Annotated in this window: 23 protein-coding genes and 1 tRNA gene; 8 read left to right on the top strand and 16 right to left on the bottom strand. The window is 41.0% G+C overall.

All coding sequences use genetic code 11. The features are described 5' to 3' along the window. Positions 1–43: 43 nt before the first annotated feature. The 5 genes from sirA to yneA form a co-directional block, all read right to left on the bottom strand. On the bottom strand, positions 44–484 hold the full coding sequence (gene sirA / locus BANVL01_RS00105) for a sporulation inhibitor of replication protein SirA (protein WP_066085594.1): 441 nt from the start codon (positions 482–484) through the stop codon (positions 44–46). A 232-nt stretch (positions 485–716) separates the two neighbouring features. After that, positions 717–2723 carry a transketolase gene (gene tkt / locus BANVL01_RS00110; protein WP_066085592.1) on the bottom strand — a complete coding sequence of 669 codons (2007 nt, stop codon included), beginning with the start codon at positions 2721–2723 and terminating at the stop codon, positions 717–719. A gap of 178 nt (positions 2724–2901) precedes the next feature. Next, positions 2902–3132, bottom strand: coding sequence for a DUF896 domain-containing protein (locus tag BANVL01_RS00115; RefSeq protein ID WP_066085589.1), 231 nt, complete (start codon positions 3130–3132; stop codon positions 2902–2904). 81 nt (positions 3133–3213) lie between these two features. After that, the gene (locus tag BANVL01_RS00120; RefSeq protein WP_066085586.1) at positions 3214–3861 is read right to left on the bottom strand and encodes a YneB family resolvase-like protein; all 648 of its coding nucleotides are present in this window, start codon (positions 3859–3861) and stop codon (positions 3214–3216) included. A gap of 12 nt (positions 3862–3873) precedes the next feature. Next, positions 3874–4200 carry a cell division suppressor protein YneA gene (gene yneA, locus BANVL01_RS00125; RefSeq protein WP_066147650.1) on the bottom strand — a complete coding sequence of 109 codons (327 nt, stop codon included), beginning with the start codon at positions 4198–4200 and terminating at the stop codon, positions 3874–3876. A 158-nt stretch (positions 4201–4358) separates the two neighbouring features. Here yneA and lexA point away from each other — a divergent pair, with 158 nt between their 5' ends. After that, positions 4359–4982, top strand: coding sequence for a transcriptional repressor LexA (gene lexA / locus BANVL01_RS00130; protein ID WP_066085584.1), 624 nt, complete (start codon positions 4359–4361; stop codon positions 4980–4982). 190 nt (positions 4983–5172) lie between these two features. Continuing rightward, the gene (locus tag BANVL01_RS00135; RefSeq protein ID WP_066085581.1) at positions 5173–5457 is read left to right on the top strand and encodes a DUF4257 domain-containing protein; all 285 of its coding nucleotides are present in this window, start codon (positions 5173–5175) and stop codon (positions 5455–5457) included. Positions 5458–5507: 50 nt separating this feature from the next. Here the strand turns inward: BANVL01_RS00135 and glnA are convergent, their stop codons facing one another. From glnA to hflX, 4 genes are all read right to left on the bottom strand, one after another. Beyond that, positions 5508–6842, bottom strand: a complete 1335-nt coding sequence (glnA, locus tag BANVL01_RS00140) for a type I glutamate--ammonia ligase (RefSeq protein ID WP_066096351.1) — start codon at positions 6840–6842, stop codon at positions 5508–5510. Positions 6843–7070: 228 nt separating this feature from the next. After that, entirely contained in the window at positions 7071–7472 is a 402-nt protein-coding gene (locus BANVL01_RS00145) for a MerR family transcriptional regulator (RefSeq protein ID WP_066085578.1), read from the bottom strand. A 144-nt stretch (positions 7473–7616) separates the two neighbouring features. Beyond that, the gene (locus tag BANVL01_RS00150; RefSeq protein ID WP_066085575.1) at positions 7617–8888 is read right to left on the bottom strand and encodes a methionine gamma-lyase family protein; all 1272 of its coding nucleotides are present in this window, start codon (positions 8886–8888) and stop codon (positions 7617–7619) included. Positions 8889–8902: 14 nt separating this feature from the next. Continuing rightward, positions 8903–10162: a GTPase HflX gene (hflX, locus tag BANVL01_RS00155; RefSeq protein WP_066085572.1), complete on the bottom strand. Its 1260-nt coding sequence runs from the start codon at positions 10160–10162 to the stop codon at positions 8903–8905. Between the two features lie 307 nt (positions 10163–10469). Between hflX and BANVL01_RS00160 the strand changes: the two genes are divergently transcribed. Beyond that, complete coding sequence (locus BANVL01_RS00160) at positions 10470–11075, top strand: trimeric intracellular cation channel family protein (protein ID WP_066085567.1); 606 nt, start codon at positions 10470–10472, stop codon at positions 11073–11075. A gap of 42 nt (positions 11076–11117) precedes the next feature. On the opposite strand, the gene spoVK is transcribed toward BANVL01_RS00160, so the two are convergent. The 3 genes from spoVK to miaA form a co-directional block, all read right to left on the bottom strand. Then, positions 11118–12065 carry a stage V sporulation protein K gene (gene spoVK, locus BANVL01_RS00165; RefSeq protein ID WP_066085562.1) on the bottom strand — a complete coding sequence of 316 codons (948 nt, stop codon included), beginning with the start codon at positions 12063–12065 and terminating at the stop codon, positions 11118–11120. Positions 12066–12286: 221 nt separating this feature from the next. Then, entirely contained in the window at positions 12287–12517 is a 231-nt protein-coding gene (hfq, locus tag BANVL01_RS00170) for an RNA chaperone Hfq (protein WP_066085555.1), read from the bottom strand. A 26-nt stretch (positions 12518–12543) separates the two neighbouring features. Next, entirely contained in the window at positions 12544–13500 is a 957-nt protein-coding gene (gene miaA / locus BANVL01_RS00175) for a tRNA (adenosine(37)-N6)-dimethylallyltransferase MiaA (RefSeq protein ID WP_066085554.1), read from the bottom strand. 284 nt (positions 13501–13784) lie between these two features. Between miaA and mreBH the strand changes: the two genes are divergently transcribed. After that, positions 13785–14792 carry a rod-share determining protein MreBH gene (gene mreBH / locus BANVL01_RS00180; RefSeq protein ID WP_066085552.1) on the top strand — a complete coding sequence of 336 codons (1008 nt, stop codon included), beginning with the start codon at positions 13785–13787 and terminating at the stop codon, positions 14790–14792. Positions 14793–14846: 54 nt separating this feature from the next. Here mreBH and BANVL01_RS00185 read toward each other — a convergent pair whose 3' ends face one another. The 3 genes from BANVL01_RS00185 to mutS form a co-directional block, all read right to left on the bottom strand. Further along, positions 14847–15293, bottom strand: a complete 447-nt coding sequence (locus BANVL01_RS00185) for a hypothetical protein (RefSeq protein ID WP_066085551.1) — start codon at positions 15291–15293, stop codon at positions 14847–14849. Between the two features lie 363 nt (positions 15294–15656). After that, positions 15657–17591 carry a DNA mismatch repair endonuclease MutL gene (gene mutL / locus BANVL01_RS00190; protein ID WP_066085549.1) on the bottom strand — a complete coding sequence of 645 codons (1935 nt, stop codon included), beginning with the start codon at positions 17589–17591 and terminating at the stop codon, positions 15657–15659. 13 nt (positions 17592–17604) lie between these two features. After that, positions 17605–20193 carry a DNA mismatch repair protein MutS gene (mutS, locus tag BANVL01_RS00195; RefSeq protein WP_172800856.1) on the bottom strand — a complete coding sequence of 863 codons (2589 nt, stop codon included), beginning with the start codon at positions 20191–20193 and terminating at the stop codon, positions 17605–17607. A 158-nt stretch (positions 20194–20351) separates the two neighbouring features. Here mutS and spoIIP point away from each other — a divergent pair, with 158 nt between their 5' ends. The 4 genes from spoIIP (at position 20352) to BANVL01_RS00210 (ending at position 22621) form a co-directional block, all read left to right on the top strand. After that, positions 20352–21506 (top strand): stage II sporulation protein P, encoded by a 1155-nt coding sequence (gene spoIIP / locus BANVL01_RS00200; protein ID WP_066085548.1) that lies wholly within the window; start codon positions 20352–20354, stop codon positions 21504–21506. Beyond that, positions 21499–21654 carry a hypothetical protein gene (locus tag BANVL01_RS27120; RefSeq protein ID WP_156482165.1) on the top strand — a complete coding sequence of 52 codons (156 nt, stop codon included), beginning with the start codon at positions 21499–21501 and terminating at the stop codon, positions 21652–21654. Before spoIIP ends, BANVL01_RS27120 begins: the two co-directional genes overlap by 8 nt. 90 nt (positions 21655–21744) lie before the next feature. Further along, positions 21745–22485 (top strand): YwaF family protein, encoded by a 741-nt coding sequence (locus BANVL01_RS00205; RefSeq protein WP_066085547.1) that lies wholly within the window; start codon positions 21745–21747, stop codon positions 22483–22485. Between the two features lie 62 nt (positions 22486–22547). Beyond that, positions 22548–22621 (top strand) — tRNA-Arg (locus tag BANVL01_RS00210). A gap of 156 nt (positions 22622–22777) precedes the next feature. Here the strand turns inward: BANVL01_RS00210 and BANVL01_RS00215 are convergent. Beyond that, positions 22778–24142: a TrkH family potassium uptake protein gene (locus tag BANVL01_RS00215; RefSeq protein WP_066085545.1), complete on the bottom strand. Its 1365-nt coding sequence runs from the start codon at positions 24140–24142 to the stop codon at positions 22778–22780. Between the last annotated feature and the right edge of the window lie 193 nt (positions 24143–24335).

Here is a 24335-nt window from a genome sequence, read left to right on the forward strand (position 1 = left end):
CAGTGTACTAAAAAAAACAGGATTAGACAATATCTGCTTTCAATTAGATAAATTTTCTTTCCTTAATCGGCTTTAACCAGCCATAACGCTGGTGATCAAGGTCTAGCGCTAAAAAGGAAGACTCGCATTTTCGCAGCACTTCAAAAAACGCCGTTTCTGCTTCATAGCTGCCGCCAGCCTCTACTGTTATCAATTCTTGAAAAACTTCTAATTTGGCAGTACTTAGTTTTCCGCTTATTTCTATCGAGTATGCACCCTGCTCCGCTTTAAATCCTTTTATTCTACTTAGCTGTTTTTGAATTAGCTGATGGATTTTCAAGGCCTCAACCCTTTTAGTTATATAAGAAATTTGTTTTTCTGTAATAAATTTTAGTTCACCGTCTGCTTTTTGATGTTCCATAAAAAGCTGAAAGAACAATCGCTCTCTTCCGAAGTAATGGGCAGCAAATTCATCTTCTATTAAATAAAGCTGATATTTTCTCACCACGGTTCTCCCCTTCGTTGATTACCCTTTTAACCATTATAAAAAATGGCAAGCGAAACATTTGTCTTACGGCGGCAAAAACTTCCACTAATTTTGTCGAATTCCAAGTTTCTAACCGATTGTACTATGAATTCGGTAGATTTATTTAAGATTCCTTCAATATTATTAAATTTTATGGTAATCAAAAAAAAGGAGAACGGAATTTTTCCGTTCTCACTTGAATGTAACGTTTTTATTTATTCAATAACGCCTTAACTCGTGCAACGACGTTATTTACGGTAAAGCCGTATTCTTCCATAATCTTTTCTCCCGGTGCAGATGCGCCGAATTTGTCAATTGCTAAGACATCGCCTTCATCGCCCGTGTATTTGTGCCAGCCGAATGATGCGCCGACTTCAATTCCAAGACGTTTTTTCACATTTTTCGGAAGGACGGAGTCTTTGTATTCTTGGGATTGCTGCTCGAAGCGGTCCCATGATGGCATACTGACCACAGAAACGTGAACACCATCGCCAGCCAGTGCTTTTTGTGCTTCAACAGCAAGGCTAACCTCTGAACCCGTCGCCAACAGCAACGCATCTGGAGTATTGCGTTCTGAAGGTGAAACGACATAGGCACCTTTTGAAACTCCCTCATATGCATTTGTATCCGTTCCTTTTAATGTTGGTAAATCTTGACGTGTCAATACGAGCACTGTTGGCTTGTTCGTTGACTCAACCGCCAGCTTCCAAGCTGCCGCTGTTTCGTTACCATCTGCAGGACGAATAATCGATAATCCAGGCATCGCACGTAGGGCAGCAAGCTGTTCGATTGGTTCGTGTGTTGGGCCGTCTTCTCCAACCGCGATACTATCATGGGTAAATACGTATGTTACCGGTAATCCCATTAACGCAGCAAGACGAATGGCCGGACGCACGTAATCAGAGAAGACAAAGAACGTTCCGCCAAATACTTTCGCTCCGCCATGCAAGGCAATTCCATTCATCGCAGCACCCATTGCAAATTCACGGACACCAAACCAGAAATTCCGGCCTTCATAGGAACCAGGCATATAGTCTTTTGAACCTTTAATCATCGTTTTATTCGAACCAGCAAGATCCGCAGAACCACCGATAAAAATAGGTAGGTTTTTCGCAATGCTATTTAATACTTCACCTGAAGAAGCGCGGCTTGCAAGGCTTTTCCCTTCACTGTAAACCGGAATATCTTTGTCCCAGCCTTCAGGGAGTTCATTTTTCAATGCCTGCTCCAGCTGTGTGGCTAGTTCAGGATATTCTTTTTTATACTGGGCAAAAAGGTCATTCCATTCTCTTTCCTTCTTCTCACCATTTTCAGCAATGAGTTTTTGGAAGTTGTCGTAAACTTCCTGTGGTACATGGAAATCTTCTTCGAACGTCCATTTATATGCTTCTTTTGTCAGCTTTAACTCATCTGCACCGAGCGGCATTCCGTGTACACCTGAAGTTCCAGCTCGGTTCGGGGAACCATAACCGATTACTGTTCTTACCTCAATCATCGTCGGCCGGTCTAGGTCATTTCTAGACTCTTCAATGGCTTTCGCAATTTCTTCAAGATTATTGCCATCTTCAACGCGAAGATATTGCCAGCCGTACGCCTCAAAGCGTCCCTTAACACTCTCAGAGAAAGATTTATCTAGGTCGCCATCAAGAGAAATATCATTGGAATCATAGAGCACAACTAACCGTCCTAATTTCAGGTGTCCGGCAAGTGATGCAGCTTCCGCAGACACACCTTCCATTAAGTCGCCATCACCGCAAATGCTGTATGTAAAATGGTTCACAAGTTCATAATTATCTTTATTATAAACACTTGCGACATGTCGTTCTGCTATCGCCATGCCAACTGCCATCGCAATCCCCTGGCCAAGCGGGCCAGTTGTTGCTTCTACACCTTCTGTGTGGCCGTACTCAGGGTGTCCAGGCGTTTTACTTCCCCATTGACGGAATTGCTTTAAATCATCCATGCTAAGCTTGTAGCCGGATAAGTGGAGCATGCTGTATAACAAGGCAGAGCCATGACCAGCTGATAACACAAAGCGATCACGGTTAAACCAATGGGGATTCTTTGGGTTTTGGTTCATAAAGCGAGTCCATAATGTATAGGTCATTGGTGCAGCGCCCATCGGCATCCCAGGGTGTCCTGAGTTTGCTTTCTCGATTGCATCAATGGCAAGCGTCCGAATTGAGGTAACTGATAAATCATCAATAGTATTAAACATGAATTACATCCTTTCTTAATTACAGGGTTACTAAACACATCATTAATATTATATTGCTGCAGTCTATAATTCAACCGATAGCACTGAAATAAGCTGCAAAAGTCATTTTGTTTCTTATTTTGACACAGAAGTTGCTGATATATGTAGAAAAGGAATACAAATGTGTATTCCTTTAAAATTAATGAAGTGTATTTTTTTTCCTTATTTTAATTTTTTCCGGTGTTACGTCGTTTCCTTCTGGATCAATAAACTTTGTATTTGTTAATGTATCGAGCATACTTGAACGGAATGTTGACAAATATTCGCTTCTTAATTGCGATTGTTCTTTTGCTTCTGTCTCCGTTAATCCTGCCGCTTTTGCTTTTCTTGCCAGCTCATTGATTCTAGCCATTTTTTCTTTCGATAGCATTCAAGAACCTTCCTTTCGGTAAAGAATCTGTAATGTCATACGATTTTACTAAAAAAGAGGCTTCTTGACAAGGTAAAAGCATTATTCTTCTTTAGAGGCAAGGTATTCTTGGTATCTCCTGTGTACAGTTGCTTTAGAGATGTTATGACCAAATCCCCTAAAGGTTGCTGCTATTTCGGCAAACGTTAAATCATTTTTTCTTAAGCGGACAATTTCTTCAACCGGCACTTCGATTTTCTCTCTGCCAGAAGAGCCTCCGAGATTTTTCAAATTTTCTTCCGGCTTATACCCCTGCTGTACGGCCCGTTTCATCCCACGTTTAATTTTCACGTTATGCAGCTTCCGCTGGTATTCCTCCACCATACTGACAATTTTTAAGACCATCGAATCCGACTCCGAAAGCTGTAATTCGCCATTATGAGAAATACAGTAAAGTTTTGTTCCCTCTTTCATTATACAATGCAAAAGCGCAATCTTAGCGTTTCCCCTGCCAAGCCTTGTTTCATCTTGAATTAACAGGGCTTGGACCTGTTTATCCTTTATTCGATCTAATACTTGAAGGATGCCTTCTCTTTCAAAATCATAGCCGCTTGCCTTCTCCTTAATGATTGTGTCAACTTCAAATTGATATTGTTGGGCAAGCTGGATTAGTTCCTCTTCCTGACGATTTAAGGATGATTCTTGTGTTTCTTTATTTGTACTGACACGACAATATATTATTGCTTTCATTATAATTCCTTTCTAGTCTCCGAAAGCGCCGGCTAATTCTGTTGTAGTTGCAGATGTGATTTTATTTACAGGAATGATGATTTCTTTACCAGGAAAAATGTGATCATCGATATTTTCATTATGCCTTTTAACCCAGCTTACGAACTCTTCGGTCGTTAAAGTGTGCTGCCCGGAATATTGCTTCGAGATTTCCCAAAGTGAATCCCCTTCAGAAATCTTAACCTGGAGGTAATTTTCCTTGTCATTGGTATGATTTTGAATCGATAGTACGATAGCTAATGAACAGCTTAAAATAATAAGAGTAATGGCATACGAATATTGGTTCCAGATTTTTCTCATGATTACACCCCTCATAGGAATATACGTTCTCTTTTTGTTGATTTTATTATAATCCGAACATTCGTTTGTTGTCAACAATTAATTCGAACTTATGTTTGTATAAAATTGGCGAACATGCTATAATAGAGTCAACATTAACCAGGCGAGGTGCTTTTATCATGGGAAAAATATCAAAGCGTCAACAGGATATTCTGGATTTCATCAAGTCGGAAGTTAGGAGTAAAGGCTATCCACCTTCCGTAAGAGAAATTGGCGAAGCAGTTGGACTAGCTTCCAGCTCTACTGTTCACGGTCATCTAGCAAGACTGGAGACTAAAGGGCTCATTAGACGGGATCCTACGAAGCCAAGAGCAATCGAAATACTAGAAGTGGATGAAGCCGCGCATATCCCGAGAAACAAAGTAGTCAATGTTCCAGTAGTTGGGAAAGTTACCGCCGGTTTGCCAATTACAGCCATCGAAAACGTGGAAGAGTACTTCCCTCTGCCAGAAAGCTTGGCACCAGCTGATGAACAAGTCTTTATGTTGGAAATCATGGGTGAGAGCATGATTGAGGCTGGAATCCTTGACGGTGACTATGTCATTGTCAAACAGCAGCAAACGGCGAATAACGGTGATATAGTTGTTGCCATGACCGAAGAAGATGAGGCTACATGCAAACGATTTTTTAAAGAAAAGGACTATATCCGCCTGCAGCCGGAAAATTCTACGATGGACCCGATTATTTTAAGGAATGTTTCCATCCTCGGAAAAGTCATTGGGGTTTATCGCCATATCCATTAATAGTAAAAGAGCTGGCGTATACCAGCTCTTTTCTATTGGGAAAAAACTTTATAAATAATATTTCTCTGTTCGATATATTGAAAATTCAGTATATTTACCCATGCTGATATTGTTAATCTTTAATATAATTGAACTACACCATGATTTACCTTAGGTCCAAAAATAAACGGCTTAAGGAGTGTGAGGAACGGTGTTAACGAACATTATTTTCTCGTTAGTGATTGGTGGGTCGGTTGGGATTATTGGACATGTTCGAAAGTACGGCAAAATTATTATGCCACGGAAAACAAAAAGGTTCATTTATCTCGGTTTTCTAGAAGAATTGCTTCTAGGTGCAGTTGCTGCTCTTCTCCTTGTTTTGTATGCCGCTCCAAATTCATTTGTCGAGATGATCATTTTTTCGATCATTGCTGGAATTGGTGGTGATGCCGTCCTAAAAAGGTTTAAACTCTTAAATCAAGACAGCGATAAATAAGGACACGAAAAAACAAACCCTTAGCACTTGTGCTAAGGGTTTGTTCTTGATTAATACATGCTCATATATTGATCACGTTCCCATTGGTGTACAACCGTGCGGAACATATCCCATTCAATTTCTTTTGCCTCTAGGAAGTGTTCGAAGATATGCTCGCCAAGAGCAGATACAATGGCATCGTCAGCCTTTAACGTATCTAATGCCTGTGCTAATGTTGCTGGGAGATCGATGATTCCCTCTTCGATTCTTTCCTCCTTGCTCATCACATAAATATTACGGTCAACAGGTGCCGGCGGAGTTAGTTTATTTTTTATTCCTTCTAATCCAGCTTTCAAAAGCACAGCCATGGCAAGATATGGGTTTGCTGCCGGGTCGACACTTCGCACTTCTACACGTGTACTTAATCCGCGTGAAGCGGGAATACGGACTAAAGGTGAACGGTTTTGTGCGGACCACGCGACGTAACATGGTGCCTCATAGCCGGGTACAAGACGCTTATACGAGTTAACAGTAGGATTGGTGACCGCTGTAAAGCTCGGAGCGTGTTTTAAAATACCGGCAATGAATTGGCGTGCTGTATCACTCATTTGAAGATCGCCAGTCGGCTCATAAAAGGCATTTTCACCATTTTTAAATAATGAGAGGTTCATATGCATCCCGGAACCATTCACACCGAATAATGGTTTTGGCATGAACGTCGCGTGCAGGCCGTGTTTACGGGCGATTGTTTTCACGACAAGCTTGAATGTTTGGATTTGGTCACATGCTGTTAAGGCATCCGCATATTTAAAATCAATTTCGTGCTGTCCAGGAGCTACCTCATGGTGGGAAGCTTCGATTTCAAAGCCCATTTCTTCCAACTCGAGTACGATGTCACGGCGGCAGTTTTCACCGAGATCATGTGGAGCAAGATCGAAATATCCGCCATGATCATTTAGTTCTAATGTTGGCTGCCCTTTATCATCTAATTTGAACAAGAAGAATTCTGGCTCAGGTCCAAGATTAAAATCTGTAAAGCCAAACTCCCTCATTTCTTTTAAAACACGTTTTAAGTTATTGCGCGGATCGCCGCCAAATGGAGTGCGGTCTGAATTGTGAATATCGCAAATTAAGCGGGCAACTTTTCCTTTTTCCGCTGTCCAAGGAAAAACAACCCAAGTATCTAAATCTGGAAACAGATACATGTCAGACTCTTCAATCCGAACAAACCCCTCAATTGAAGATCCGTCGAACATCATTTTGTTATCAAGTGCCTTTTCTAATTGGCTAATTGGAATTTCTACGTTTTTTATGGTTCCAAGAATATCTGTAAATTGCAGGCGAATAAATTTCACATTTTCCTCTGATGCCAACCGCTTAATGTCTTCTCTTGAATACTTTGCCACAGTAAAACCTCCAATGGTATTTAAAACTTTTTCTTTAGTGAAAGGCTTTGTTAAAAGGGAATGTTGATTTCCGTTCCAGGCGCTTCGCTTTCCGCGGGGCGGGCGGTGAGCCTCCTCGGCGCTAAAGCGCCTGCGGGGTCTCACCTGTCCCGCTGATCCCGCAGGAGTCTCGCGCCTTCCACTCCAATCAACATTGTGATCAAAATCAACAATATTCTTTAACATAGCCTAGTGAAAAAAGCGTGAAATATCGCCCTGTCGCAGTGAAGAACGGTTCAATCTTCCCGAGTGCAATAATTCGTTGCGCAGCAATTTTCTAAGCTGCTCATTTGTTAAATCAGGCTTCGCTTTTTCTGTTTGCTTCTCAGTCATGGTTGTTAATTGCTCCTTGACCATGAACAGCTGTTTAATGCCAGCCATGTTGACACCTTGATCAAGTAAATCTTTGATTTCTAAAAGTCGATCAATATCAATTAAACTAAATAAACGCCGGTTTCCCTCGGTTCTTGCTGGAGAAATCAATTGGTGTTCTTCATAATAGCGGATTTGTCTTGCTGTTAAATCTGTTAGCTGCATGACAGTTCCGATGGGAAACAGGGGCATGGAACGGCGAATTTCCTTTCCACTCACCAACTTTCTCCTCCTTCTGGTAAATCATATTGCTATTATATTTGCTGTTAGGTATGATGTCAATCTCATGTCAGGAAATCTAACATGGTTTTTTATTCATGGAAAAGGACAACTCCCCATAAGTTGTCCTTTACCCAATTTTCCCTAATTTAATTCAACTAAACCTTTTTCAAGCAAATGATCTAGCGCCAGACAAACTGCCATTTTTACATGGGCATAGGTTAAACCGCCCTGAACATAGGCCACATATGGAGGCCGGATAGGACCATCAGCAGTGAGTTCAATGCTTGCACCTTGGATGAAGGTGCCTGCTGCCATAATGACGTCATCTTCATACCCCGGCATATAGCTTGCGTATGGCGTCACATAGGAATTAATTGGCGAGGCAAATTGGATTGCCTGGCAAAAAGCAATCATTTTATCGCGGTCATCGAACTGTACAGCTTGAATTAAGTCAGTCCGCATGGCATTCCATTTCGGTGAAGAATTCATTCCTAATTTTTCTAGCAAAGCAGCTGTAAATACGGCGCCTTTTAGCGCCTGGCCGACAACGTGCGGCGCAAGAAAGAAACCTTGATACATTTCTTGCAGACTATAAAGGGATGCACCCGCCTCTGCCCCAATTCCTGGTGAGGTCATTCGGTACGAACACGCCTCCACCCATTGTTTCTTGCCAACGATGTACCCGCCGGTCTTCACTATCCCGCCGCCAGGGTTTTTAATAAGGGAACCGGCCATTAAGTCTGCCCCGACATGGCAAGGCTCCAATTCCTCAACAAATTCCCCGTAACAGTTATCAACAAATACGACTACATCCTGCTTAATTTTCTTCACAAACCTGATCATCTCGCCGATTTCGGCAACCGTAAATGATGGCCTCGTGGCATAGCCCTTGGAGCGCTGAATGCCAATCATTTTCGTATTCGGTTTGATTTTTTTGGCAACTAGCTCCCAGTCAATACCGCCGTCACTAGTCAGCGACACGCTATCATAGGAAATTCCGAATTCCTTTAATGAGCCAACCCCATTCCCGCGAAGACCGACTATTTCTTCCAACGTATCATACGGTTTGCCGGTCATATAAAGGAGTTCATCACCCGGACGGAGAACGCCAAATAAGGCAATCGAAATCGCATGTGTGCCGGAGATAATTTGCGGCCGGACAAGGCCTGCTTCGCCGCCAAAGACATCTGCATAGATTAATTCCAATGTATCCCTGCCGATATCATCGTATCCATAGCCTGTTGACGGGATAAAGTGGGAATCACTCACCCGTTTGTTTTGAAAACTTTGTAAAACTCGGAATTGATTCGTTTCGATTCTTTCGTCTATTTCTTTATGTACTTCAGCGATTTGCTGTTCGACTTCTTTCACAATCGGCTGAAGCTTTTCCCCATTTTTTAATTGTTGAAACATCTTGTTGCTCCTATCTATTTTTTGAATTGCAGTAATTGCCCTGTTATTTGATGGTCCTTTAGCGTATACCCTTTACAGCGATAAACTTGCGCCTCTTCATCAAAGGACAACTCTCTTAATATCGTTTCATTTTTCAATTGCGAAAGCAGCTTGCCTTCTGTCGACGGAACCTGCACCTCGTAAGGGTCCATCATTTCCATCACAAGCTTTTCCATTTTCTCCTTCAAGGCATGGCGGTCATCTTGATTAAATGCGCTGATAAAAGCTGTAGGCGTACCGGCAGTTGGGACAAAATCCGGATGCTGGATATCCTTTTTATTATAAACTGTTAACTGCGGAATATCTTTAATATCTAGGTCTTCAAGAAGCTTGTTAACGGTTTTTTCATGATGAAAATAATCCGGATTGGACATATCCACAACATGTAGCAGCAGGTCCGCTTCCTTGACTTCCTCAAGTGTGGAGCGGAATGCGGCAATTAACGTTGTCGGCAGGTCTTGAATAAAACCAACAGTATCGGTAATTAACGATAAAAATCCGCTTGGTAAAATCAATTTACGTGTCATTGGATCAAGCGTGGCAAATAATTGATTTTCCTCGTATGAATCGGCCTCGGATAAGCGATTGAAAAGCGTTGATTTCCCGGCATTCGTGTAGCCGACAATCGCGACTTGAAAGGCTTTGTTTTTCTTTCTTCTTTCCCGGTAGCGATCGCGGTGCTGAACGATGACCGAAAGTTGGGTTTTAATATCGTCGATTCTGCGGCGGATATGACGACGGTCCGATTCTAGTTTCGTTTCCCCAGGTCCTCTCGTCCCAATCCCGGCACCAAGACGGGATAAGGCAATCCCCTGGCCGGCCAGGCGCGGAAGTATGTATTGCAGCTGCGCAAGCTCAACCTGCAGTTTGCCTTCTTTAGAGCGGGCCCTTTGGGCAAAGATATCTAAAATGAGCTGGGTTCGGTCAATAATTCTGGCATTCACCTGGGAGGCTAGATTTCTCTTTTGACTTGGAGAAAGTTCATCATTAAAGATGACAATATCCGCCTCAAGTTCCTCAACGAGCGTATTTAATTCTTCCACTTTGCCTTTTCCGATATAGGTTGCTGGATGGCGGCGCTCCCGTTTTTGAACGACAGAGACCAACACTTCACCTTGAGCGGTTTCCGTTAATGCCTCTAACTCTTCCATCGAATAGTGAAAACGCAAATCATCGTCCCCACTGGTTTGACAGCCAACGAGGATGGCTTTCTCTTTTGTTTCTTTTTGCTCCACAAGGCAACACCCTTCCCTAAAAAACTCTACCACTCATCATAACAAAAAACGCATGTATTCTCTAATTTTTCCTTATTATTACCTTGTAAAAATATTTGTTGTAATTTTTCTGCAACGTGATAGAATTTTAATGTTTATGGAAAAGGGGCGGAGCGCCGCATTAACGAATTAGTAAAGATAAGTTTAACTGGTTAATATACATTTTTAGGCAATGAACAAAGTGAACCCTAGCTCTGCTCACACCGCCTTAATAAGGTGAATAGGGCCGGTTCTATAAAATAGACATCAAGGGGAAATCGGATAAATAATGACATGGGAAGTTTTAAGTATGATTGGCACGATTGCTTTTGCTGTCAGCGGAGCGATTGTGGCCATGGAAGAAGAATATGATATTTTTGGGGTTTATATATTAGGGATTGTTACCGCTTTTGGCGGCGGAGCATTCCGGAACCTGCTAATCGGTGTGCCTGTTTCTGCTTTATGGGAGCAGGGTTTATTTTTTCAGATTGCCTTATTATCGATTACAGCCGTGTTTTTATTTCCAAGCAATCTGCTAAAGCACTGGCAAAAATGGGGGAATCTGTTCGACGCCATCGGCCTTGCTGCCTTTGCCATCCAGGGCGCCATGTATGCGGCGAACATGAACCATCCGCTTAGTGCCGTCATTGTTGCAGCCGTATTAACGGGCAGCGGCGGCGGGATCATCCGTGATTTATTAGCAGGACGGAAACCGATTGTCTTAAGGTCAGAAATATATGGGGTCTGGGCGATTCTTGCCGGCCTACTCATTGGACTTAACATAGCGACGAAGCCTTGGGAGTTATATACACTTTTTATGCTTGTTACAAGTTTGCGCGTGCTTTCCTATACCTACGATTGGAAGCTTCCCTCACAGGGAATTAGTACGCATTAAAAACTCGGCGGATTGCTCAGGTCCGCCGAGTTTTTTTATTATCTAATCCTCCTCAAAGACGAGGTCATTGCTTCTCAGCGTCATCAGTTCATGCCTATCATAACTATTTAGCATTAACAGCCGCATCGCTTGGGCCCTAACGGATTTCTCAATGACATTACGGACATATCTGCCGTTTGAAAATGTATTTGGGTTTAACACCGCCTTCACCCAAATTAAATGATCTCTTAATTTTTTTTCAGCTTCATGACTTAACGTGTACTCTCTCTCTAACAGCATTCTTCCGGCAATATCCATCAACTGGTCAATATTATAATCTGGGAAATCTACCACTAAGGGAAAGCGCGAATGAAGTCCGGGGTTTAAGGTTAGAAAGTAATCCATTTCACGGGAATATCCCGCAAGAATAAGGATAAATTCATGCTGCTTATCCTCCATATGTTTGACAAGGGTATCGATGGCCTCCTTGCCAAAATCCTTTTCCCCGCCACGGCCTAACGAATAGGCTTCATCGATAAACAGAATCCCGCCTTGGGCTTTCTTGATCAAATCCCTCGTTTTTTGCGCTGTATGCCCGATATATTCCCCAACAAGATCAGCCCGCTCGGCCTCAATTAAATGGCCCTTCGCCAGCACGTTCATTTTTTGAAAAAGTTTTCCTATCAGCCTTGCTACTGTTGTTTTTCCTGTGCCCGGATTTCCTTTAAACATCATATGCAGGGCTTGTTTTCTCGCCTTTAGCCCCATGTCCTCCCGTTTCTTGTTCACATAGATCCAAGCATAAATTTCCTTTATCATTCGTTTCATTTCTTCCATGCCAACCAAAGCCCCGAGCTCCTCTTCAATTTCCTTAAGAGCTGTGTGCTCAGGGGGAATGTCCTTTGGAACAACTTGAAAATCAGGCAGCTCCTTTGTGACTGTTTTTCTTTTTTGGGAATTGAGCACAACCCTTATTTGGCCGTTACTTTTCATTCGAAATGGTTGATCCAAAGCTTTCACCTCTCAATCTGCAAACAGTTTCCGCAAGGTAGGTTTTAAGCGCTGCTAAGAACATCTATCCGATTAATGTTGAAATCATGAGCACATAGAAAAGCATATTCCTTCATTCTATGTGTATTCACAACTTATTAAATTCATTAAAAAAGATTTTCACTTCACTTTTTGGAAAAATAAAAAGAGCCCGCGGCGAGCAGGCTCAATTTATCTAGAGATTATTGGGCATCCAATTCAAGCTGAACATTTCTTTGTGGTGCAAAGGTTGAAATCGCATGTTTATATACGAGCTGCTGTTTCCCTTCTGATTCAAAGAGAACGGTAAAATTATCAAAGCCCTTAATTTGGCCTCTTAATTGGAATCCGTTCAGAAGGAAAACCGTCACATGGATATTATCTTTACGGCATTGATTTAAAAATTGGTCTTGAATATTGATTGTCGTTTTCATTTGTATATCCTCCTCTTTTATCTCTACTAATATGTATTCGATTTTACTTGAAGCTTTCCTTCAACATAATGTGAAATTTCCGTTATTTTTTTTGCGAAATTGTTCACACCCGTCATATCAAACCATTCTACCACCATCTTATTGCGAAACCAAGTCAATTGCCTTTTGGCATAGCGCCGGGAATTTTGTTTTAAATTCTGGGTAGCCTCTTCTAATGAAACATATCCATCCAAATAGTGATAAATTTCTTTGTAGCCAATCGCTTGGATGGATTGACAATCACGTAAGCCCTGTTTATATAAGCTTTTCACTTCCTCTAAAAGCCCTTCAGCGGCCATCAAATCAACCCGGTCATTAATCCGTTCATACAGCTTGTCACGTTCCATCGTTAATCCGATCAGGGCCGTATTGTAAAGAAGTTCTGGCTGCTGTTTGCTTTGATATTCCTGCATTGTTTTACCAGTAAGCTGAAAAATCTCCAGCGCGCGAATGACCCTTCTTACATTGTTGGGGTGGATATGTGATGCACTTTCAGGATCAACCTCGATTAATTCTTTGTGTAATGCTTCATTGCCGATTTCCTTTACCTTTTCTTCAAGGTGCTGGCGGAATGATTCATCTCCTGGAACATCGGAGAATTGGTAATCATAAATGACAGACTGAATATACAACCCTGTCCCGCCGGCAATAATCGGAAGTTTCCCCTTTTTGGCAATCTCATTTATTTTTGCCCGAACGAGGTGTTGAAATTCAGCAACCGAAAAATTTTCTGATGGATCTTTAATATCAATTAAATGGTGGGGAATCCCTTCCATTTCATCCTTGGTTATTTTCGCCGTCCCAATATCCATTCCCCGGTAAATTTGCATCGAATCCCCGCTGATAATTTCACCGTTATACCGTTTGGCCATTTCGACACTTAGCTTTGTTTTCCCTACTGCCGTCGGACCAATTATAACTAATAATTTTTGTTTTTCATCCACTTTTTCTCACTGCCTTATCCCATTTATCGCTTCCACGCTTTCATCGTATCATAATTTTGCAGGAGCAGTTGAACATCATATCAGTATATACAAAATAATTCTTATCTATGCTTATATTCGAGGTAAATTATTTTTATCCACTTTACTTCCAAAGGCGGTAAGTTTTTCATGTAAATTTACAATCGGATAACGGTTCATTTACAAACGGCTATCTACCCCCATATTCATGTTAAGCTTAAACGTAGCTTATCTTGTATAAAAAATAAAGGAATAAGGTGAAATCAATGCTTTCTACTTTTGATATTGGAATTGATTTAGGTACAGCAAATATATTAGTTTATAGTAAAAATAAAGGGATTGTCCTCAATGAGCCATCCGTAGTGGTTATCGATACAGTCACAAAAACTATTGTAGCCGTTGGTCAGGAAGCAAAAGAAATGATCGGTAAGACACCTGAAAAAATCGTGGCTATCCGCCCTTTAAGAGATGGAGTTATTGCTGATTTTGATGTGACAACAGATATGCTGAAGCATGTGATGCGAAAGGCTTCTAAAAAAGCAGGCTTCTCGATTCGGAAGCCAAATGTGGTCGTTTGCATCCCATCCGGTTCTACGAGTGTGGAGCAACGAGCGATTCATGATGCCGTGAGAAATGCTGGAGCTAAAAAGATCTCCTTGATTGAGGAGCCGGTTGCAGCCGCCATTGGTGCGGGACTTCCTGTCGATGAACCTGTTGCTAACGTTGTGGTCGATATCGGCGGTGGAAATACTGAAGTAGCCATTATTTCCTTCGGCGGTGTGGTTGCTTGCCACTCCATTAAAATCGGCGGCGATCGCCTTGATGATGATATTATTCAGCATGTGCGCAAGGAGTACAACGTATTAATCGGCGAACGGACTGCCGAAAATATCAAAATGGAGATTGGCTATGCGCTTGTTGACCACGAGGAACTTTTCATGGATGTCCGCGGGCGTGACCTTGTGACCGGTTTGCCTAAGACAATTAAGCTTTCATCCTTTGAAATTCGCAATGCGCTAAAAGAGCCACTTCTGCATATATTGGAAGCGGTCCGGGCCACGCTTGAAGACTGCCCTGCTGAGCTCAGCGGCGACATCGTTGATCGCGGCGTTATTCTAACTGGCGGCGGTTCGTTAATGAACGGGATGGAAGAATGGCTGAGCGAGGAAATCTTTGTGCCTGTTCAGCTTGCACCCGAACCGCTTGAATCTGTGGCAGTTGGCACAGGGAAGGCGCTTCAATATATAAGTAAACTCCAGGCAGCAATGAAATAGGGGATCACAATATACAACAAAGAGACTGAAGGATAAACCCTCCAGCCTCTTTGTCTATTCATCACTTTTTCTTTTTCTTACATTATTGAAGTAAAGGAAAATCGGCAGCGGAATGACAATAAAGCCTAGGCTTTTAATGATTTGATTTTTTGCACTTTCCTTATTTCGGTTCTTTTCGTCTGTTACTGCCTGTTCATAATTAGCACGCAGTTCTTGATCTGATAATGTTTTTTGACCTTGCACCTTACCTTCTTGACGAATCTGACTGTAGTCTTCATAGCTTTGATAATAGCTTGGCGGACTAACTAGATCCGCAGCAGCCATAAATATCGATATCCCTCCTCCAATCACCAACATAAGCGTTGCAAACAAAACTAAATACGTATAAAGATGACGTATCACCGCTTCATCCCCCATTTCTTTGTTTTTCACAGCATAAACAATGACAAATATGATAATAACTACTGGTAAAAATGTGGTTAACAGGCCAAAAACAACCAAAGGCCCACCCCCTTCTGTTACATAAATGTAATGCTTATTTAGGTCTATATATTCATATTCTATTGTTGTGCTTAGATTGTAATTCTTTTATTTTTAATAAAATTTGGACGTCGAATTGGCGAAAAAGTGTAATCAGAGGAGACTTGCCTGTCTGAAAAACTTGTTTTTCCCGCAAGAAATGCAGTCAAATATACTCCCCAATTTTTTATTAGCGAATTTCGAGAGTTTATTAGCGATTCTTACAAGTTTATTAGCGAATCTGCCATGTTTATTAGCGAATTTTGGGTTTTATTAGCGAATCGGATTTTATGAACAAAAAAAGGAACGTTCCCTTATCATCTTAGGAACGTTCTTTTTACAGTCTTACATCACTCGTTTAAACATCTTCTCCATTTCATAAACGGAGTAATGAACGATAATCGGTCTTCCGTGTGGACAGGTAAATGGATCAGACGCCTTCCGTAAATCATCCAGCAATGCTTGGATTTCATCGTTGCGCAAATGGCGATTCGCTTTAATCGATGCTTTACAGCTCATCATAATAGCTGCTTCCTCACGCAACTTCTTAATATCGACCTTTTTCATCGCTAAAAGCTGCTCAATCATGTCCTCGATAATTTGTTTTTCTTCTCCTTTTGGAAGCCATTGTGGATGTGAACGGACAATGAAACTATTCATCCCGAATTCCTCAAGAAAAACGCCGACCTTTTCGAGCTCATGTTGGTGTTCCGTTATTTTTAAATACTCATCAGTTGAATACTCAAACGTTAACGGCACAAGCATTTCCTGTAGTTCAGACTGAACCCGGCCTACTTTTTCACGGAAATATTCATACTTTAACCGTTCCTGGGCCGCATGCTGATCAATAATATATAAGCCATTTTCATTTTGAGCAAAAATATAGGTGCCGTGCATTTGCCCGATTGGATAGAGACGGGGCACCCTGCTTTCCATTTGGTCATTATCATCACTAGACTCGATTATTTTATTCTCATTGAAATCGACCTGTTGTTCATAAGTAGATGATTCAGGTGTATTGAAAATAGAAGTTGCAGACTCCCAAGTTTCTGCCTCAGCTGCCGTTTCACTTCGAACAGGAATATGTGCAAATGGCACCTTGGAGAATGTTTGGGTTTCCTTAACGGTTTGTGGCACTTCAGGTACCGTTTGAGTTTCCTGAACTTTTTGCGGCCCAACTGGCCATTCCCTACGAATTTCTTGATAATCATTTGTTCTCTCATCAAGCTCTAAAGAAGTTTGTTCAGACTTTGGCGCTTCTTTTTTCGCCTGAGTATAGGCTGTCGGAATTAAGATCTTCGATTTAAAAGCCTCTTTGATTATTGTTGTGACCAGTTCATTCAGTTCCGCTTCTTTACTAATACGCACTTCCATTTTCGATGGGTGAACATTGACATCCACAAGCAGCGGGTCCATTTCAATATTAAGGAGCACAATTGGAAACCTGCCGATTGGCAGCAACGTATGGTACCCTTCCTGAATTGCTTTCGCTAATGGGTAGTTTTTGATAAATCGGCCATTAATCATTGTCGAGATATAGTTTCTTGATGCCCTTGTGATCTCAGGCATCGAAGCAAATCCGCTAATTTTGTAATCAAGCGAATTCCCGGTTATTGGAATAAGCTGTTTGGCGATGGCCATTCCGTAAATCGATGCCAGCACCTGACGAACATCGCCGTTACCATTCGTTTGCAGCAGCTTCCGCTCATTATGAATTAAGCGGAAGGCAACCTCCGGATGGGACAGAGCGAGCCGGTTGACAACATCGGTAATATTCCCAAGTTCTGTGTGGATTGTCTTCATATACTTTAAGCGGGCAGGCGTATTGAAAAATAAATCGGTAATCGTGATGTCGGTTCCGCGTCTGCTGGAAGCTTTTTCAAACGTTTCGACTTTCCCGCCTTCGATGACTACCCGGTTTCCGGCACCTTCCCCCGTAGAGGTCTTCATCTCGAGTCTGGAAACGGAGGCAACGCTTGGGAGGGCTTCTCCGCGAAACCCGAGCGTCCTAATCCGAAATAAGTCATTTTCGTCTTTGATTTTAGACGTGGCATGGCGTTGAAAGGCGATTAACACATCCTCTTCGTCAATTCCGTACCCATTATCGGTAATCCGAATTTTGGCGAGTCCTGCTTCCTCCACCTCAATTTCAATCACAGTACTGCCGGCATCAATCGCATTTTCAACCAGCTCTTTGACAACCGAGGCGGGGCGCTCAACTACTTCTCCCGCCGCTATTTTGTTGGATAAGGCGTCATCAAGTTGAATAATCTTTCTCATATGACTCCACCCCCTACTTTAACTTTTTCTGGAGCTCGTACAACATATTAATTGCCTGAAGCGGTGTTACCTCTAATAACTCTATTTCTTTAATTTTCTCTAAAACTCGTTTTTCCTTTGAAGTCAGCTCTCGCTTCTTCGTTTCCTTCGGTTCATCAAAAAATGATAACTGAGCTGGCTTTTCTTCGATTACCGCCGCTTTCACGGGAACATCAGCTTGAACGTCTGAATGCTCAAGGGCTGTTAATATTTCATTTGCACGACTGATTAATTCCGCCGGTAATTCGGCAAGCTGGGCGACATGAATTCCGTAGCTCTTATCGGCCGGCCCTTCTTTAATTTTATGAAGGAAGACAACCTTGCCGTTATGTTCAATTGCGCTGACGTGAATGTTTTTTAGCTTCGAAAGCTCTTCATCTAAAACGGTCAGCTCATGATAATGGGTTGAAAATAAAGTTTTCGCCCCAATCCGCTTATGAATATATTCAATGATGGCCTGCGCTAAGGCCATCCCGTCGTAAGTTGAAGTGCCGCGGCCGATTTCATCAAACAAAATCAAACTGTTTTGAGTGGCATTTGTGATCGCATTTTTCGCCTCGAGCATTTCAACCATAAAGGTACTTTGTCCAGAGATCAAATCGTCTGCCGCACCGATTCGTGTAAACACCTGATCAAAAATCGGGAGCACGGCTTCAGAAGCAGGAACAAAGCAGCCGATTTGCGCCAAAATAGCTGTCAAGGCAATTTGGCGCATATACGTACTTTTACCCGACATATTCGGGCCTGTAATTAATAAAACTTCCCGGTCGCTGTCCATATGACAATCGTTTGGTACATATTCCTGGGCGTTTAATACCTTTTCGACCACTGGATGGCGGCCATCCTTAACGGCAACACGACGCTCTGTTGAAAATTGCGGCTTCACATAGTGCCGATCTTCACTCACCATCGCAAAGCATTGCAGGACATCAAGCTCGCTAATGGTTTTAGCTAATGCTTGTAAGCGCGGAATTTGTTCTTTCACAACTTCGCGAATTTCGGTAAATAACTCATATTCAAGCTCGCCGCATTTTTCCTCCGCTTGTAAAATCAATGCTTCTTTTTCTTTTAAATCCGGGGTAATAAACCGTTCGGCATTCGATAGAGTTTGCTTCCGTTCATACTGTCCTTCTTCTAAAAGATGCAAGTTTGCGCGTGTGATTTCAATATAGTAGCCAAATACGCGGTTATAGCCAACCTTCAGCGATTTAATCCCGGTTTTCTCCCGCTCTTCCCGTTCGAGCTGAGCAATCCATGTTTTCCCGTTCCGGCTGGCATCCCGATATTGATCGAGCTGGGCATTGTACCCGTCGCGGATGATATTTCCTTCTTTTAATGAAAGCGGCGGATTTTCTACGATTGCCTGCTCCAATAAATCGGTAACCTCTTCACACGGATCAAGGAGTCCGGCGATTTTATCCACCTGTTCATTCTGCATCCCTTGCAAAATTTGTTTTAAAAATGGCACCTGCATTAACGAACGCTTAAGCTGGACTAAATCACGGGCATTTACGTTTCCAAAGGCAACACGCCCTGCTAAACGTTCTAAATCGTATACCTCTTTTAATTTTTCGCGAAGCTCCTGGCGTTCAAAGTAATGATTCATCAGGACTTCGACGATGGATTGACGCTGTTCAATCTCAGCCTGATTAATCAATGGCCGGTCAATCCACGTTTTTAACATCCTTCCGCCCATCGCGGTCATCGTTTCATCAAGCAGCCATAATAACGAACCCTTTTTCCCTTTTGAGCGAATCGTCTCAGTTAATTCAAGATTACGCTTTGAATAGTAATCAATTTTCATATAGTGATGAATTTGATAGGTAGTGACGGACTGGAGATGGTCAAGGCTTCTCTTTTGCGACCGGTATAAATAGTTAAATAGCCTTGCTGTTGTTTGTTTCAATTTATCTTGATTTAAATCCTCTAGCAGATGAGCATAATTCATCTCTAGCGAACTATTATCTTCAAACGAAATCGCGAGCACATCACGTTCCCGCATCTTCTTTTGCAGTTCTCCGTCAAAATTGCTTGCAACCACTACTTCTTTGGCACTTAAAACCGACAGTTCATTCAATACCTCATCAAAATTAGTTGAAAGTAATGTTACTCTGCTCTCACCTGTTGAAATATCGTTATAAGCAAATCCATAGGTTTGGTCATCAAAGGCTGTAATCGAGGCGATATAGTTGTTCTCTTTGTCTGTTAATCCTTTTCCATCCATCACGGTTCCCGGTGTGATTAACTGAACAACCTCCCGTTTGACCATTCCTTTTGTCTGTTTCGGGTCTTCCGTTTGCTCACAAACCGCTACTTTATAGCCCTTGGAAATAAGCTGTTCAATATAGGTAGCGGCCGCATGGTAAGGAACTCCACACATCGGAATTCGTTCATCGGTACCGCCTCCGCGGCTTGTTAAGGTTATCTCTAGTTCCTGTGATGCTTTTATCGCATCATCGAAAAACATTTCATAAAAATCGCCTAAGCGAAAAAATAAAAAGGCATCTTGATAATCTGCCTTCACGGTTAAATATTGCTGTATCATCGGCGTATAAGCAGCCATAATGACCTCCACTGTTAAATTCATTTCGAGTATCTTCGACAAACTATTATATCACAAATTGATGGTGTCAGGCACTCGTCGATTGGGTTAATTAGGCTCTTAAAAATTTGAAATAATTACTCCTTTAACTCATATAAATGTGTTATGGAGGTTTTGATATGGCGTCGAAAAAATATTTCTTACCAAAATTTATCTACTTTCCGGTAGTAATGGTTCTGATAGTTTTTCTAGTTATTTCAATAGTATTACTAATGGATATTAAAGTTCATTCGAAAAACATTCACAGTACAATCAGCATTTTAAATACAGAAAAAATCCTTGTTCATATTCTTAGATCCGAAAACCATTACTTCTATCCCGAAATCGACGAACCTATTTTTTCAGCATCAAAAATGGCAGCGCTAGCCTTACAATTAGCGGTCACGGTTAAACCAACTGATGCTAGAACGTTTTTAGGGAATGAATTACCTGGATTAAGGCTTTTTGACACCGAGATCGTCGTTGCTGGGGAAGGAACGAACCTTACCACCCTTCCATATGAATCATCTCCTCCAATCGAGGTTTTACTTGAAGAAAGAAAAGTTGCAGAGGAGAAATTAGTTCAAAGAAATAATGGTAAGGATAATAAACCGATTACCACTCCTGAACATAAAGCGGTATTTATTTATCACAGTCATAGTTACGAGTCATTCCTGCCCTTACTAAAAGATGCAAAGAAACCAAATGATGCAACCAGCAATGATGAGCGGGTCAATGTAGTGAATCTTGGACAACGTTTAGCTGATAATCTTATGAGGCGAGGTATAGGTGTTGACCATGATAATACAAATATGGCCCTGAAATTGCACGATAAAGGCTGGAAAACAGCAAAAGCCTACACAGCATCACGGGAAATTGTTGAAGCAGCTGCAGGTAAGAATAATGATCTTACCTATTTTATCGATATCCATCGTGATGACGCACGAAAAGAACTTACAACTAAAACAATAAATGGAGAGAGCTTCGCAAGACTCTATTTTGTAGTGGGTAAGGAGAACAAACATTACTTAGAAAATCTAGAATTGGTAAAAACGCTAAACTCTGAGTTAGAAAAGAAATATCCTGGTATAAGCCGCGGAATTTTTCTTAAAACGTATAAGGACGGGAACGGTGTCTATAACCAAGATATTTCTACTAAAGCAATGTTACTGGAGATTGGCGGCGTAGATAATAATTTAGAGGAACTGGAACGAACAGTTGATGTATTTTCAGAGATACTCGCTGAATATTATTGGAATTCAAAAGAAGCACAAGAGGTGAATGGTAATGGCTAAATGGCTGCCATCCTCAATAAAATGGTTACTATTCACCTTTTTTAGCAGCGTGTTAACCTATTGCTTTACCGGCCTATCAACTATTACAATCTGCACCTTCCTTACTGGCTTTATCTTTTCCATTGGTTATTTATATAAAAATAACTAGAAATTATCCGACCTATCCACTGGTTTTTTTCCAAAAATTCCAACTTCAATCGCCATAACATGATAAAATTATAAAAAGGGTGGTGAAATTATGGAGTGGTTTAGCAGAAGTTACAAAAATTTTGATTTTCAGATGTTTTCAGCAAGTCACTTTGTTATCCTAACCATCTTAATTCTAGGCTCTTTAGCAATATTTTTCTTTAGAGATAAGTTGAAAGCTGGTAAATGGAGAGGCACTGAAATCGGTGTCGCTATTTCGTTAATAATAATGGAGACTGCCTATCACCTATGGTTGATCATAAATGGCAGCTGGCATGTCAGCGACGCCATCCCATTAGAGCTATGCAGTATAAGTCTAATTTTAACGATACTCTTATTGCTGACTAGATTTAAGATAATTTACGAAATCTTATTATTCACAGCATTACTTGGCGCATCTCAGGCATTAATCACACCACTATTAAATTATGACTTTCCACATTTTCGATTCTTCCACTTCTTTTATACCCATTTAATGATCATTTGGGTGCCGCTCTATTTCACTTGGGCAAAGGGGTACCGGCCGACAATCTGGTCGGTAGTAAAATTATTTGTCTTTTTAAATGTTTTGATGCCGATTATTATGTTGATTAATAAGATGGTTGACGGCAATTATATGTTCTTAAGTCACAAACCGGACAGTGCCAGTCTATTAGATGTTCTGGGCCCTTACCCTTGGTATATCTTATCCATGGAAGGTTTATTAATAACCCTAAGCTTGATGGTTTGGTTGATTTTCCGCAATAAGACTGCGAAAAAAACGGAAGTGGCCAAGAACCTTCCGCTGCAATAACATCAACTTTTTATTGACCTTTTTCGATTATATCATTATAATAATAAACGTTCCTATAATGAGTCCCAATAGCTCAGCAGGATAGAGCAACAGTTTCCTAAACTGTAGGTCGGAGGTTCGAATCCTCTTTGGGACGTCTAGTAAAAACCCCAAAAGCCTTGTTACACAAGCGCTTTTGGGGTTTTTTATTTTTGTAGATGCAAAATTTTTGTAAAATTATTTTCTAATGCAAATTAGCCTATCTTTGCTTTTATCCCTCCATGCCAAAAATTTATAATTGTATTGCCCGATATTAACCCGTAATAACTTTCTCTTTTGGATAATGATATTTATCTTCTTTATTGCCTTCCCCTCCGATGATAAGAAAGAAAGAAGTTAAACCGATTCTTCCAATAAACATTAAAATCATAAGAATGCACTTCGCAAAAATACTGAGATCTGGGGTAATCCCCATGGTTAAGCCTACCGTACCAAAAGCAGAGCAAACTTCAAAGAAAATAGCAATAAGCTGCTGCTGTTTATCAGAAATACTTATAACAATAACCGATACCAAGCACATGACAATGGCGAATAGCGTAATAGCTAGCGATTTCATAATATCATACTGATGAAGTTCACGATTAAATACTTTGATATCACGCTTTCCTTTCGCGAAGTTATAAATAAATAACAGATTTAAAGCAAGTGTCGTCGTCCTGATTCCACCGCCCATAGAATTAGGAGAACCGCCTATAAACATCAAAACACCCATAACCAAGAGCGTAGGCATTGAAAATTCTGTAATATCCATTGTAGTAAATCCGGTGCTTCTGGTTGTCGCTGCTTGGAAAAAAGCATAGAAAAACGATTTATGCCATGACACATCCTTAAAATAATGCTGAAATTCAAGTAGTAAAATAAGGATTGTCCCAATTATGAGAAGAATACCATATGTAATTGTTGTTATCTTTGTAAATAATGAAAGACGGAAAGGATTTGTAAGTTTCATCTTTTTCTTAGATAAACATTCCTTCACTTCGATTAATACAGGAAAACCAATTGCTCCAATGATAATTTGTATAATCGTCAGCAATTGCACAAAATAATCACTCGCATAAGGAGCATAAGACTCTCCGGTTATATCCATACCTGCATTTGTTGTCGCACAAACTGATGAAAATAAGCCTTGAAGAAATGCTTCCTTCCATGTTGGGTAATAATTCAAAAAATGAAATCCTAAAATAAGTGCTCCGACCAATTCAATAAAAATAATCATCTTCAGAATATCGCGAACTAATCGAACAAGTCCCGATAATGCAAATTGATTATTGTCAATCATAATTAGACGCCGTTCGCGTAATCCAATTTTCCGTCCCAAAAGCATCCAAAAAAAAGTGCTCATGCCCATAATGCCAATGCCCGCGAATTGCAGTACGAGCATAATAATAAAATACCCGAATACGCTATAGGTTTCAGATATATTAAATACGGTCATACCTGTGTCACTTACTACACTGACAGCCATGAAAACTGTATCAAAAAAATCCACTTTGACACCGGGTTTATGGACTGCGGGAAGGCTAAATAATAGGATTGATATGGTAACTGTCAGTAAATAATAGCCTGTAATAATTTGGGCAGGTGATCGTTTTTCCAGCCAGACTCGTACTTTCCCCATATGGATTCCATCCCTTCATTCTTTTTCGTATCCGCTAAAATCTTTTCTTTACCTACATAATACTTTAGTTAAAAGCTAGCTTGTCCTTCAACTGTGTAAAACTGATAAGAATAAAAGAAATAAAGGGTTAACAAGATTAACTTTACGAAATGTCATTTGTTATAAAATAAACTACCAAAACAGTTTTTTCAAA

Source organism: Neobacillus novalis NBRC 102450 (assembly GCF_001591805.1).
In the GTDB taxonomy this organism is placed as follows: domain Bacteria; phylum Bacillota; class Bacilli; order Bacillales; family Cytobacillaceae; genus Neobacillus; species Neobacillus novalis.